Source organism: Geothrix fuzhouensis, from assembly GCF_024609325.1.
Classification (GTDB): domain Bacteria; phylum Acidobacteriota; class Holophagae; order Holophagales; family Holophagaceae; genus Geothrix; species Geothrix fuzhouensis.
This window is the reverse complement of sequence record NZ_JANHMQ010000001.1, coordinates 262,252-275,455: the sequence shown is the minus strand read 5'-3', so window position 1 is coordinate 275,455 and position 13,204 is coordinate 262,252. Positions and strand designations below refer to the sequence as shown.

Sequence of the window (13,204 nt, the reverse complement as noted above, 5' to 3'; positions counted from 1 at the left end):
GGACATCCCTGGCGAAGCCGGGGGTGTTCTACTCCGCCATCCAGAAAAACAGCGCGGTCATGCGCTTGGTGGCGAGGTCGTGACCGAAGTAGCTGGTCGCGGAGTGCACCAGATCCGCGCGATAGAGCAGCAGGCGGTTGAAGACATTGGCCACGGAGACATCCGGATGCCAAGCCTGAAGCGGCAGCCCCGTGACGCCCAGGGCTTCGCGCAGGTTCGCGTGCGGCGGCGGACAGAGGTTTCCGCTGAGGGCGCCGTTGGGGTAACGCAGCCGATAGAAAGTGGTGCCGGCGTTTGCGGGTGCCCGGGGGGTGAGGTAGATGACGGCCGCGTAGCGACAGAGGCTGCGGGAATCCGTGTGAGGCCTTGGCCCGGACTCGTTGGCCCCGACCACCTGCACCACGTTGTGGTTGAGATAGGCACCATCGGGCGCGGTCTCGGTCCAGAGGCGCTTCGCACCTGTGAGCTTGCGGACCTGGGTCTCGATGAGTTCCAGTTCCTCCGGGCTCAGGGCGTTTCGGGAGCGCATGCCCGGCCACGTCTCCCGGGTATGCGGGAAGCCCAGTTCCCATTCCTCCAAGGCCCGGAAGCGCGCAGCCACCGCCTCAGCATCCGGCAGAACCGCGTCCACGATCCAGAAGTCCCGCCCTTCAGTGGGCTTCCGGTAGGGAAGTGACGGGAGCCGCGAGGGAACCGGAGGGGTCGTGGGCATGGGGCATGCTCCGGAAGATGGAAAGCGTCCAGCCTACCTCGGACATAAAAAAAGGGGGGTCTTGCGACCCCCCCACTCCCCCCCCCGGGGAGAGTATGTGTGAACACGTAACATATAGCCCTTTGACAGGCTCCCTGTCCACCCCTTCGGTTCTAGAGTGTCGGGACTTGAGGAGTAGTGTCAGAAAAAAACGGGTTGATTTTGGCAATATATTGAGTGCCCCCACGGCCTAACCAGGGAGTCCCGGGCCTGGGTGATAATGGGGTGCCGGCGGGTCCGGGGGAGTGACCGACCGCATGGGGTTCAACCAGGGCTATGTCCACCGGGAACAGGTCGGCGCCGAGGGGGTCGGGTGCACCCTTCTGGCCCATCTTGCGGCCCGGCATCCCTTGGCTGGTCCGGAGCTCTGGCGGGCGCGGATCCTGGAGGGCCAGGTGCGCCTGGATGAAATCTCCGCACCTCCCGAAGCACCTCTGCGCCCGGGCCAGTGGATCACCTGGGCCCGCCCCCCCTGGATCGAACCCGAAGTCCCCTTCGCCACCGCCGTGCTCTTCGAGGACGAGGAGTTGCTGGCCGTGGCCAAACCCAGCGGCCTGCCCACCTTGCCAGGGGGCGGCGAATTCCTGGAACACACCCTCCTCGCCCTGGTGCGCCGCCGGGCCCCCGAAGCCAGCCCCATGCATCGCCTCGGCCGGGGCACGTCGGGACTGGTGCTCTTCGCCCGCACCGCTGCCGCGCGGAAACCCCTCCAGGCCGTGTTCCAGGAGCGGCAGACCCGTAAGGTCTATCGCACCCTCTGCCAAGGCCAGCCCGCCTTGGATGCCTTCGAGATCACCACCCCGATTGGAGAGGTGCCCTACGCACCTCTGGGGTTGCTCCATGCGGCCACCCCCGGTGGGCGCCCTTCCCTGAGCCGGGTCACCGTCCTGGAGCGGCGAAAGGACACCTCCCTGCTGGAGGTGGAGATCCTCACCGGCCGCCCCCATCAGATCCGGATCCACTTGGCCTCCGCAGGCCATCCCCTGGTGGGCGACCCGCTGTACGGGCCTGGGGGAACGCCGCTTCCGGGAACGTGCGCCGTGCCTGGCGATCCCGGCTACCTGCTCCACGCCCAGCGGCTGGAGTTGAGGCATCCCCGGACCGGCACCTGGCTCACGCTCCAATGCCAGCCGCCTCCACCGTTGCGCTCAACCTAGTTGTGGACGCCCGGGGCTTCGCGGCCCATGCGCTCAACGTATTCGAGGTAGGAGCCTCCGAAAGCCAGCGGGCCCTCGTGCTCCTCCCCGCCCAGTTCCAGCACCCGGTTGGCCAGACCGCGCAGGAAGGTGCGGTCGTGGGACACGAAGAGCATGGTGCCTTCGAAATTCTTCAGCGCCTCGATGAGCATCTCCTTCGTGGCCAGGTCCAGATGGTTGGTGGGCTCGTCCAGGACCAGGAAGTTGGGCGGATCAAAGAGCATGCGAGCCATCACCAACCGGGACTTCTCGCCGCCCGATAGCGACCGGACCCGCTTGTCCACGTCGTCACCGGAGAACTGGAAGGCGCCCAGCAGGTTGCGTAACACCCCCAGGCCCTCCATGGGGAAGTCCTGCTGCATCTGCTCGATCACGGTGAGATCCGGGTCCAGCAGATCCAGGGCCTGCTGTGAGAAGTAGCCGAGCTTGAGGCTGGCACCCAGCTTCACGGTCCCGGCATCGGGCTGGATGGCCCCCGCCATCATCTTCAACAGGGTGGACTTGCCGGCACCGTTCCGGCCCATGACACACCAGCGCTCACCGCGCCGGATGTGGAAGGCGAACTGGTTGTAGAGCCTGCGGCTGCCGTAGGCCTTGCAGACGCCCTCCAGCATGGCCACGTCGTCGCCGGAACGGCCGGGAACACGGAAATCCCACTTCACCACGCGGCGCTTCTTGGGCGGTTCGATGCGCTCGATCTTGTCCAGAGCCTTCACGCGGCTCTGCACCTGGGCGGCCTTGGCGGCATGGGCGGAAAACCGCTCGATGAACCGCTGCTCCTTGGCCAGCTTGGCCTGCTGGCGGGCATAGGCGGCCTCCTGGTTGGCATCCCGCTGCTCACGCTCTTTGACGTAGAAATCGTAGTTACCGGAATAGGTGACGATGTCGCCGCCGTCGATCTCCAGCACCTTTGTGACGACGCGGTTCATGAAGTCCCGGTCGTGGCTGGTCATCAGCAGCGTGGCAGGCACGGACTTGAGAAAGCTCTCCAGCCAGAGGATGGATTCGATATCCAGATGGTTGGTGGGTTCGTCCATGAGCAGCACGTCGAAGTTCCCCAGCAGCACCTTGGCCATGGAGACACGCATCTTCCAGCCCCCGGAGAGGGCGCCCACGTCACCATCGATCTGCTCGTCCTCGAAGCCGAGGCCATGCAGGCAGGCCCGGGCCCGGGCCTCCAGCTCGTAGCCGCCCAGATGCTGGTACTCCTCCTGGACGTGGCCGAAGCGCTCAAGAACGGCCTCCAGTTCATCTCCTCGGCTCGGATCGGACATGGCATGTTCCAGGTCGATCAGCTCGTGGTGCAAGTCACCCAGGCGCCCGCTGCCCGCGATGGCCTCGTCGAGCACTGGGCGGCCCGCCATTTCGTCCACCTCCTGCCGGAAGTAGCCGAGGGTCAGCTTCTTGGGCAGGGTGACGGAGCCGTCATCCGGCGCCTCCTCACCCATGATCATGCGGAACAAAGTTGACTTGCCGGCCCCATTCGGGCCCACCAGGCCCACCTTCTCACCGGGATTGAGCTGGAAATCGGCTTCAATGAACAGGATCTGCCTGCCGTACTGCTTGCTCACATTGGAAAACGAAATCATCAATCCTCGGCTTTCAAGCTTGATCCACCCGCAACTCCCCGGGGGCCGTGCATCAGTTCTAAAACGGCCTGGTTCAGCCGCAGGCGGGTTTCGTGGCGTTCGAAAGCGCGAGTGATGTAGCGGGCCCTGATCTCCACACCATTCATGGCGGGCACCACGTTGAGGCCCGGAGCGGCGGAGAAGGCCTGCACGCGGTACCGCGTCGTGGCGCGCTTCCACTCCTGCTCGGCCAGCCGGGCGTTGGCCTCGGTCTGCTGCTCCACAAGCTTCTGGACGCCGTCGATGACGGGATAGGGATCCTGCCCCGGCGGGATCAGCACCCGCAGTTCGTCCCACATCCACTTCCCCGAGGTGGAGAAGTTGAAGAAGTGGCCCTCGATGGCGAAATTATTCACGAAGGCCACGCGGCGTCCCGTGGGGTGGCCCGCGTCGCTCCAGCTGCCCGTCTCCAGCACCACCGTGCGCAACAGCCCGATCTCCACCACCTCGCCACCCACGCCGCGGATCTCCACCCAGTCGCCCACACGGATGCCGTTGCGACCCATGAGGATGAACCAGCCGAAGAAGGCCACGATGAAGTCCTTGAGGGCCACCGTGAGGCCCGCGCCAGCCAGGCCCAGCACGGTCGTGATCTGTCCAGGCATGCCGAAGATCACGAAGCCGATGGCCAGGACACACAGCACCTGGACGCCAAGCTTTATCACAGTCCGCAGGGTCCCGGAGCCCTTGTTGTCGCCCGCGGCGGCGCGGTGGAAGAGCTGATCGATGGCCAGGCCCGCCAGATATGCCGCTGCCACCAGGCCCAGCACCCACAGGAGGCGCGAGAGCAGCGTGTGGAGGGCCGTATTCCGCTGGACATCGGCGATGCCCATCCAAGTGGCGTACACCTCGGCCAGTTCCTGCTGGTCGAGGATGCGCCGGTTCATGCTGGCGAGCCGTTGCTGCACATCGCCATAGCGCTTCAAATAGGAGACAGCATCTTTCGCCTGCTCCCGGCCGGCGTCCGCCCCTCCTCCGGCAGCCCCTTTCACCAGGCTTGAGGCCCAGAACCTGGCGGCTTCCCGGTCCTCTTTCTCCTTGTTGGCCTGGGCCTCGATGGTGGCGCGGCGTTGCGATAGGGCCTGGGCCTTGGCGAATGCAGCCTGACGGGCCTGGACCAGACGGGCCAGCTTGCCCCGCTGCACCCGCCATTCACTGAGGCGGGCCAGGAGGCTCCCGGCCGCGAAGGCGGAAGTGGGACGCCCCGACGCGAGGACCTGGACGGATTCCTTGTCGCCGGCCTCGAAGGCCTCCTTCAGCCTGCGGATCCGGGCCTGAGGATCGCCTCCGGCCCGGGCCAGGTCGTCAGAGGCCGCCTCCAGTTCGTCGCGATCCAGTTCCAGCTGGGCCTTGGCGACATCCAGCTGGTCCTCCAGGGGGGCTTTCCGGGACTCCCGGGCGGCCGCGAGCTGCTTGGTCAGGCGGTCAATGGTCTGCTGATCAGCTTCAAAGGTGGCCTGGGCTTTGGCCTTGAGGTCGGCCAGTGCCTTGAGTTCAGGCGTCGGCTGCACCTGGGCACTGGCCACCCGGCGAAGCGCCGCGGCAAACGCCAGATCCACCTCATGGTTGGCCAAACGCTCGGCCTGGCGGGCCAGCTGCTGTTCCTCCGGCGTCGTGGCCAAGGTCAGGAGCGTCCTCGCGTTCAGGAGGGGACTTTGGTCCACCACCCACTCGCGGGCCGGGGCCGCTCGGCGCACCCCATTCTTCAGTTTCTTCCCGGCGGTCCCTTCCTCGGATTGCACGATCGGGGGCTGCTCGCGGGTCCACACCCAGCCGGCGACGGCCGCCCCACAAAGGAGGAGGATGGCAGCAGGAAGGAATGGACGGAGTTTCATCTCCTCCAGACAACCATGAACCCGGGTGGAACGCAAAAACCCCGGAGCCAGGCTCCGGGGTTTTTGCGTTCCGGCCAGGGTGACCGGGTGTGCAGCATCATCCCTTCTTGGGGGCGGTGTCCTTCTTCTTGCTGCAATCAGAGCAATCCTTGCAGGAAGCAGCCTTGTGTTTCTCGCAGCAGGCCATTCCGCAGCCCTTCTTGGGCTCGGCCTTCTTCTCCTCGGCGGCGTAACCCGCGAAGGTGAAGGAACTCACCAGAGCCAGCACCAGCATCTTCTTCATGGAATTCTCCGTCATAGTGGGCAACAGGCCCACCGGAGCAATGTAGCCGCCTCCGGGTCTGCACTGGATGCTTAATTCCGTTCAACGCCCGAAAAGGTTCTTGATCACCATGGGCGCCATGGCCGGGTTGGCGCCCAGGCGGCGCTTCATGTAGGCCACGGCGTACTTCCAGTCCTCGGCGAAGGGGACGTAGAGACGCATGATGTTGCCGCGCTTGACGATCTCCTGCTGGAGATCCGCGCGGGGCACGCCCATCAGCATCTGGAACTCGTAGGCGTCCTTCGGCACGCCGCGCTTGTCCAGGTAGTCGATGCAGCGCCGGATCAGCGGCTCATCGTGGGTGGCGATCTCGGGATAGTGGCCGTGATCCAGCAACAGCTGCACGTACTCGAACAGCTTCTCCTTCATGTCGCGCTTGTCCTGCAGAGCTACATCCGCGGGCTCCCGGTAGATTCCAATGCAGATGCGGACCTTGCAAGGCTTGAGGTGGAGCGCCTTGATGTCTTCCGCAGTACGGAAGAGGCGACTCTGCAGCACGATGCCGAAGTTGTCGAATTCGTTCCGGATAGCTTTGAACATCCGCAGGGTGACATCCGTGAAGTGCCGGTCCTCCATGTCCAGGGTGATGTGGATGCCGTGCGCGGCCGCGGCGGCCACGATGCGGCGGAGGTTGTCCTGACAATAGGCCTCGCTCTCGTTGATGCCCAGCTGGGTGGGCTTGAGGCTGATGCTGGCGAAGGGGCGGTCCTTCACGGCCTCGATCATGCGAAAGTACACCTGGACGGTGGCTTCCACATCCTCCCGCTTGAACACCTCTTCGCCCAGCAGGTCCAGGGTGGCGGAGAGCCCGCTCTTGGTGTGAATCTCATCCGCCTTGCCCACCCCGCTGGCGATGCCTTTGCCCGCGCAGTAGGGAGCGGCAAAGGTGCGGACTAGCGCGTCCGGCATGAGGTCGAGAACGATGCGTTTCAGATCCACGGTGTTCCTCCCGTCGTTCCTGCGTTTCCCGGCCCATCCGTGAGGATTGGGCAGCCCTTCAAATATAGCGGGAGCAAGCCTTGCGCAGACGCAAGGGCAGCGGAGATGTGACGGGGGAGACACAACGAAAAAGCCCGCAGACTTTACGTCTGCGGGCTCTGTTGGTGGTCCCTCCCGGACTCGAACCGGGGACCCTCTGATTAAGAGTCAGATGCTCTAACCAGCTGAGCTAAGGGACCACGAGCAAAAGAAAGTCTACCAGGACAGCATGGGAACGCAAGAGTCAGTTCCCCGCCCGTTCTTAGAGGCTGGGCATCTTCATGGCCGAACGCACATCGGTCATGGTTTCCACCGCCACCGCCCGGGCCCGGGCGCTCCCATCCCTCAGCACTTCCTGAAGTTCGGCGGGCCGGCCCAGGTAGCCTTCGATCTTCTCGCGCACGGGTTCGACCCGGCGGATGATGGCCTCGGCCACGCGCTTCTTGCAGTCGAAACAGCCGATGCCCGCCCGGCGGCATTCGGTGTTCACCATCTGCACAGTGGCATCGTCGCTGAAAAGCTTGTGGAAGTCGAAGACGGGGCAGATATCCGGGTTGCCGGGATCGGTCTTGCGCACTCGGGCCGGATCGGAGGTCATCTGCCGTGTGCACTTCTCCAGAATCTCGGCGTTGTTATCGCGCAGGTAGATGCAGTTCCCGTAGCTCTTCGACATCTTTCGGCCGTCCAGGCCAGGCACCTTGGGCGTCTTGGTGAGCACGGCCTCGGGCTCGGGGAAGACCTCCTCCTTGAAGAGGAAGTTGAAGCGGCGGAGCACTTCCCGGGCGAGCTCCACGTGGAAGAGTTGATCCTCGCCCACGGGCACCTTGTGGGCCCGGTAGATGATGATGTCCGCAGTCATCAGCAGGGGGTAGCCCAGGAAGCCGTAGCTGCCAAGGTCCGCCAGGGAATTCTGCAGTTTTTCCTTATACGTGGGCACCCGCTCCAGCCAGGAGAGCGGCGTCACCATCGACAGCAGCAGGTGCAGTTCCGCGTGCTCCTTCACCAGGCTCTGCACGAAGATCGTGGACTTCTGTGGATCCAGGCCCGCCGCCAGATAGGTCGCGGTGAGCTCCAGCGTGGCCGGCCAAATCTCCTCGACGGACTCGTACTTCGAAGTGAGTGCGTGCCAGTCCGCGATCATGTAGAAGGCTTCGCCTTGCCCCTGCAGCCGCGTGAAGTTGTCCAGGGCTCCCACCAGGTGGCCAATGTGCTGGGAGCCCGAGGGCTGGATGCCGGAAAGGATGCGTTGCATGGAAACTCCGATGGAGCGCGTGGATCAGAAGCGGAGGACGAGGCGGGCGACCAGCTCGATGCCATAGAACAACAGCCCGAATACAGGCCCCAGGACGTAGCCCAGGAGGCCGGTGAGGGCCAGCACGATCAGGATGCCGCCCATCCAGGGTTGGGCCCGGTCGAACTTCGGCAGCCAGCGCCAGGGCAGGAACCCCCGCAGGATGCCCGCGCCGTCCAGGGGGCCCATGGGCAGCAGGTTGAAGAGGGCCAAGCCGAGGTTGATGAGCACCAGGCGGCCCAGCAACGCCAGGAAAAGTGTGGCGGTCGTGCCGAGTTGGAGCACCTGGAGGCTCTCGACCCGCATGGCCAGCAGTGAGCGGACGAACACCGGGTACTCAAGTTCAGGGGCCGGAACCACGGCCTTCACCACCAGGAACATGATCCCCAGGAAGACCACGGCCTGGATCAAGTTCGAGATGGGCCCCGCGCTGGCCACCAGGGCGTAGCCGCCCCGCTGGCTGAACCGGCGCGTCAGCTTGCGGGGGTCCACCGGCACGGGCTTGGCCCAGCCGATGAAGGGAAAGCCCGTGGCCAAGCCCATCAGGGGAAACACAAACGTGCCCAGCAGGTCCATGTGGGCCAGGGGATTCAGCGTCATCCGGCCCAGCCGCGCCGCGGTGTCGTCTTCCAGCCAATAGGCCATCGAAGCGTGGCTGGCTTCGTGCACGCTCAGGCTGAAGAGGAGGGCCACATAGCTGACGAGGATGGTGGGGATGGAAATGTTGTCGAACACCCGGACTCCGGCAATCCCCCAGTGTACAGGCTGAAGGCCGAGGACTGGGGCTCGGAGGCTTGGGATGCCAAGAGCCAGATTCAGAATCCCAGAGCTTCGAGGGCCGGGCCCAGGCTCCCGGGTGCGGCGCCCAGACCCAGCCTCAGCAGGAATTCGGTGTTGCCCTCGCCCCCCTTGATGGGGCTTTCGGCCAGGTCCAGGGGACGCAGTTCCGTACCTGAGAAGAAAGTCCAGATTTCCACCAGCACGCGTCGGTGGACGGCGGGATCGCGCACGATGCCCCCCGGCCCCACATCCCCGCGGCCGGCCTCGAACTGGGGCTTGACCAGCAATACGGCTTCGGCTCCGGCTTCAAGGCTGAGCAGAACCGGCGGAATGGCCAGGCGGAGGGAGATGAAGCTCAGGTCGGCCACCAGCAGGCTGCAGCGCTCGGGGATGCTGGCCGGCTCCCAGGTGCGGAGGTTCACATGCTCCATGGAGACCACCCGGGGATCGCTGCGGAGCTTCCAGTGGAGCTGGTTCGTGCCCACGTCCACGGCGTAGACCTTCGCCGCACCCCGCTGGAGCAGACAGTCCGTGAAACCGCCGGTGCTGGCCCCGGCATCGAAGCAGATGCGGCCCGTGGGATCGATGCCCCAGCGATCCAGGGCCCCGGCCAGCTTCAGGCCGCCCCGGCTCACGAAGGGCAGCGCATCGCCCCGCAAGCGGATGGGTGCCGCCTCATCCACGGCCGTGCCAGCCTTGGTGACGGGATGGTCATTCACCAGCACGTCCCCGGCCAGGATGCGGGCTTGCGCCTTGGCCCGGGTCTCGCACAGACCGAGCTGCACGAGGAGCAGATCCAGTCGGGACTTAGCCACGAAGGGCCTTCTTCTGCCGGGCGAGTTCCTTGCGGTAGACCCCCACATTCCGGTTGTGGTCACGCAGGTTCGGGGCGAAGTTGTGGCCGCCTTTGCCGGTAGCCACGAAATAGATATCCTTCCCGGTCTCGGGTGCTTTGGCCGCCTCCAGGGCCGAAGCGCCTGGGATAGCAATGGGCGTGGGCGGTAGCCCCTTCACCGTGTAGGTGTTGAAACGGCTTGGGCGGCGGATGTCCTGCGGCGTGGGCGCGGTGAACCGCAGGTCGCCTGAGGCCCAGCGGGCATAGAGGCTGGTGGGGTCGCACTGGAGGCGCATGCCGATGTCCAGCCGCTTCTTGTAGACCCCCGCCACCCGGGGCTGCTCCTCCGGCAGCTTCGTCTCCTTTTCCACCAGGCTGGCCAGAATCAAGGTCTGGTAGGGGGGCAGCACCCCACCCTCCAGCTTCGGCCGCACCTGGTGCCGGAAGGCCTCCACCAGCATGAGCATGATTTCTTCGGGCTCCATGGCGTGGTGCAGCTTGTAGGTGGCTGGGGCCACCAGTCCCTCGAGGCTCTCGGCCTCCTCGAAGCCAGCCGTCTTAGCCAGTCTGGGGCTCTTCCAGAGGGTCCAGAAAACCTCCTCGGGCACGAAGTCATTCAGGCGCCTCTGCACGGCCCAGGCATGGGCTCCTTCGGGAATGGAGACGGCGGTGTAGTGGATCTCGGCGCGGCGTAGCTTGCCCGCCACGTCCGACAGGCTGGCCCGGGCCGTGAAGGTGTACTCACCACGGATGAGCTGGAGCTTGCGGGCCCGGGCCCACAGCCTGAAGAGCGACGCAGACCGGATCACCCCGTCCCGCTCCAGCTGGTCAGCCATCTGGTTGATGCTGGTCCCCCGTTTCACCAGGACCGTGGCCTCCTGTCGGAGCGGCCCCTGGCCTTTCCAGGCCCACCATCCGCCAGCGACGGGAGCCGCCGCCAGGATGAGGGTGGCCAGGAAGAACCGGAGGGACATGGAAGATCGCGCCATGCCTCCAGAATGCCGTGATAGCGTGGATCCATCCACCCAAGGAACCCATGAGCGCACCTGGTTACCGTCGGCATGTCGGCCTGTTCTCCGCCACCATGCTCATCGCCGGCTCCATGATCGGCAGTGGCGTTTTTATTGTCGCCGCGGACATGGTGCGCACCGGTGGCTCCGGGGGCTTCCTGTTGGCGGCCTGGGGCCTCACAGCGATCCTCACGCTCTTCGCGGCCCTCAGCTACGGCGAACTGGCGGGGATGTTCCCCCAGGCTGGCGGCCAGTACACCTACCTGCGCGAGACCTACGGCCCGGCCGTGGGCTTCCTCTATGGCTGGACCTTCTTCGTCGTCATCGAGTGCGGCACCATCGCCGCCGTGGCCGTAGGCTTCGGGAAATACCTGGGCAGCTTCCTCCCGGCGGTCACGGATTCGGCCTGGCTGGGTCCCCACCTGGATGTGCCCCTCATGAAGGTCACCCACGCCATCGCCGTGGGGCCCTACCACCTGGGCCTCACCCCTTCACGCCTGTCCGGCATCGCCGTGGTGGTGCTGCTGAGCGCCGTGAACCTCTACGGCGTGCGGCTGGGCACCCGCATCCAGGATCTCTTCACCGTGGCCAAGATCGGCGGCCTCGCGGCCCTGATCCTGCTGGGCCTGCTGCTGAAGCCTGCCGTCGCGCCCTCGCAGGCCCCCTTCATCGCCACGGACGGCGCCGCCCTGCCCTTCCTCACAGCCCTGCTGGTGGTGCAGACAGGGAGCATGTTCTCCGCGGACGCCTGGAATTCCATCACCTTCATCGCCGGGGAGGTGAAGGCACCCGAACGGACGATTCCCTTCGCCCTGCTCATCGGCACCACCCTGGTTTGCGGCCTCTACATCCTGGCCAACGGAGCCTATCTGAAGGTGCTGGGACCCTCCGGTATCGCGAGCGCCCCGCAGGATCGCGTGGGTAGTGCCGCGCTGCAGACCCTGTTGGGGAGCGGCGGCGGACTCATCATGGCTGGCAGCATCCTCGTGTCGATGTTCGGCTGTCTCAACGGCCTGGTGCTGTCCGGTGCCCGGGTCTACCAGCGCATGGCTGAGGATGGCCTTTTCTACCCCCGCGCGGCCCTGCTCAACGAGCACGGTGTCCCGGGGTTCGGCCTGTGGATCCAGGCGCTCTGGACCTGCGCGCTCACCCTCACAGGCACCTATGGCCAGCTGCTGGACTTCGTGATGCTGCCCACGATCCTGTTCTACGTCCTGGCCGTGGGCGGGATCTTCCTCCTCCGCTGGCGGCGGCCTGACCTCGAGCGCCCGGTGAAGGTCTGGGGCTACCCCTTCGTCCCGGGGCTGTACCTCTTCGGCGCCATCGCCATCATCGGCGCCCTGTTCATCCATCGCCCCAGCTATTCCTGGCCGGGCCTGGCCCTGGTGGCCCTGGGCTGGCCGGTCTACCTCGCCGTGAAGCCCCGCGCCGCGGCCCCTGAAGGGAGTCTCCCATGACCCACGTCGTCGTTCTTGGAGCCGGTCGCGTCGGCGGCGCCATGGCCAAGGACCTGGCCCCGGATTTCAAGGTGACGGTGGCCGACCGTTCCGAGGCCGCCCTGGCCCGCATGCGGGGTGCGGGGCTGGCTACCCGGCCCGCCGACCTGGCTTCCCCGGATGGCGTAAGGGCCGCCGTGGCGGACGCGGATTTGGTGGTGGGCGCCGTGCCGGGGTTCTTGGGCTTCGCCACGGCCAAGGCCGTGCTGGAGGCCGGCAGGCCCCTCGTCGACATTTCCTTCTTCGATGAGGACTGCTTCGAGCTGGATGCCCTGGCGAAGGCCCAGGGCCTCACCGCCATCGTGGACTGCGGGGTGGCACCGGGGTGCGGCAACATCATCCTGGGCGACACGCTCCGGCAGTGGGATCACGTGGATTCCTTCGAGTGCCTGGTGGGCGGCCTGCCGGCCGTGCGGACCTGGCCCTACGAGTACAAGGCCGGCTTCAGCCCCATCGACGTCATCGAGGAATACACCCGCCCCGCCCGCTACGTGAAGGATGGCCGCACGATCACAATGCCCGCCTTGTCCGAGCCGGAACTGCTGGACTTCGAGGGCCTCGGCACCCTGGAGTCCTTCAACACGGACGGGCTGCGCAGCCTCATCCACACCATCCCCCAGGTGCCTGACATGAAGGAGAAGACCCTCCGCTACCCTGGCCACATCGAGAAGATGCGGATGCTGCGGGAGTCCGGATTTTTCAACAAGGAGAAGCTCCAGGTCGCCGGGGTGGAGATCAGCCCCCTGGACCTCACGACCGCCCTGCTCTTCCCCATGTGGTTCATGCAGGAGGGCGACGAGGACTTCACGGTCATGCGTGTCACCGTGACCGGTTTGAAGGACGGACAGCGGGTGCGCCGCGAACTGGACCTCCTGGATCGCTACGACCGCGCCACGAAGACCACGTCCATGGCGCGGACCACCGGCTACACCTGCACCGCCGCCGTGCGCCTCCTGGCCAAGGGTGGCTACGTCCGTCAGGGCATCAACCCGCCCGAGTTCCTGGGGCAGAAGCCCGGCGCCTGGGACTTCATCCGCGCGGAATTGGCGAAGCGCGGCGTGATGTTCACGGAGCGCTGATTA

Annotated in this window: 12 protein-coding genes and 1 tRNA gene; 3 read left to right on the top strand and 10 right to left on the bottom strand. The window is 65.7% G+C overall.

What is annotated here, in order from left to right; translation table 11 throughout:
• Positions 1-28: 28 nt before the first annotated feature.
• Positions 29-712: a DUF6445 family protein gene (locus NOV74_RS01290; RefSeq protein ID WP_257308599.1), complete on the bottom strand. Its 684-nt coding sequence runs from the start codon at positions 710-712 to the stop codon at positions 29-31.
• Positions 713-996: 284 nt separating this feature from the next.
• On the opposite strand from NOV74_RS01290, the gene NOV74_RS01285 reads away from it, so the two are divergent.
• Positions 997-1,908 carry an RluA family pseudouridine synthase gene (locus NOV74_RS01285; RefSeq protein ID WP_257308597.1) on the top strand — a complete coding sequence of 304 codons (912 nt, stop codon included), beginning with the start codon at positions 997-999 and terminating at the stop codon, positions 1,906-1,908.
• On the opposite strand, the gene NOV74_RS01280 is transcribed toward NOV74_RS01285, so the two are convergent.
• The 9 genes from NOV74_RS01280 to mltG all read right to left on the bottom strand — a co-directional run bounded on the left by NOV74_RS01280 (position 1,905) and on the right by mltG (position 10,605).
• Positions 1,905-3,536, bottom strand: a complete 1,632-nt coding sequence (locus NOV74_RS01280; RefSeq protein WP_257308595.1) for an ABC-F family ATP-binding cassette domain-containing protein — start codon at positions 3,534-3,536, stop codon at positions 1,905-1,907. The genes NOV74_RS01285 and NOV74_RS01280 overlap by 4 nt on opposite strands.
• Positions 3,536-5,410 carry a mechanosensitive ion channel domain-containing protein gene (locus NOV74_RS15270; protein ID WP_306672253.1) on the bottom strand — a complete coding sequence of 625 codons (1,875 nt, stop codon included), beginning with the start codon at positions 5,408-5,410 and terminating at the stop codon, positions 3,536-3,538. The genes NOV74_RS01280 and NOV74_RS15270 overlap by 1 nt, the downstream gene beginning before the upstream one ends.
• 97 nt (positions 5,411-5,507) lie before the next feature.
• Positions 5,508-5,693 carry a hypothetical protein gene (locus NOV74_RS01270; protein WP_257308593.1) on the bottom strand — a complete coding sequence of 62 codons (186 nt, stop codon included), beginning with the start codon at positions 5,691-5,693 and terminating at the stop codon, positions 5,508-5,510.
• An 81-nt stretch (positions 5,694-5,774) separates the two neighbouring features.
• Entirely contained in the window at positions 5,775-6,671 is an 897-nt protein-coding gene (locus tag NOV74_RS01265) for a proline dehydrogenase family protein (protein WP_257308591.1), read from the bottom strand.
• A 162-nt stretch (positions 6,672-6,833) separates the two neighbouring features.
• Positions 6,834-6,910, bottom strand: a tRNA-Lys gene (locus NOV74_RS01260).
• A 62-nt stretch (positions 6,911-6,972) separates the two neighbouring features.
• Entirely contained in the window at positions 6,973-7,962 is a 990-nt protein-coding gene (gene trpS / locus NOV74_RS01255) for a tryptophan--tRNA ligase (protein WP_257308590.1), read from the bottom strand.
• Between the two features lie 24 nt (positions 7,963-7,986).
• Positions 7,987-8,736, bottom strand: a complete 750-nt coding sequence (locus NOV74_RS01250) for a site-2 protease family protein (RefSeq protein WP_257308588.1) — start codon at positions 8,734-8,736, stop codon at positions 7,987-7,989.
• An 80-nt stretch (positions 8,737-8,816) separates the two neighbouring features.
• On the bottom strand, positions 8,817-9,596 hold the full coding sequence (locus tag NOV74_RS01245) for a TlyA family RNA methyltransferase (protein ID WP_257308586.1): 780 nt from the start codon (positions 9,594-9,596) through the stop codon (positions 8,817-8,819).
• Positions 9,589-10,605 (bottom strand): endolytic transglycosylase MltG, encoded by a 1,017-nt coding sequence (gene mltG, locus NOV74_RS01240; protein ID WP_257308584.1) that lies wholly within the window; start codon positions 10,603-10,605, stop codon positions 9,589-9,591. The genes NOV74_RS01245 and mltG overlap by 8 nt, the downstream gene beginning before the upstream one ends.
• A gap of 47 nt (positions 10,606-10,652) precedes the next feature.
• Between mltG and NOV74_RS01235 the strand changes: the two genes are divergently transcribed.
• The gene (locus NOV74_RS01235) at positions 10,653-12,083 is read left to right on the top strand and encodes an APC family permease (RefSeq protein WP_257308582.1); all 1,431 of its coding nucleotides are present in this window, start codon (positions 10,653-10,655) and stop codon (positions 12,081-12,083) included.
• Positions 12,080-13,201, top strand: coding sequence for a saccharopine dehydrogenase family protein (locus tag NOV74_RS01230; RefSeq protein WP_257308581.1), 1,122 nt, complete (start codon positions 12,080-12,082; stop codon positions 13,199-13,201). Before NOV74_RS01235 ends, NOV74_RS01230 begins: the two co-directional genes overlap by 4 nt.
• Positions 13,202-13,204: the final 3 nt, after the last annotated feature.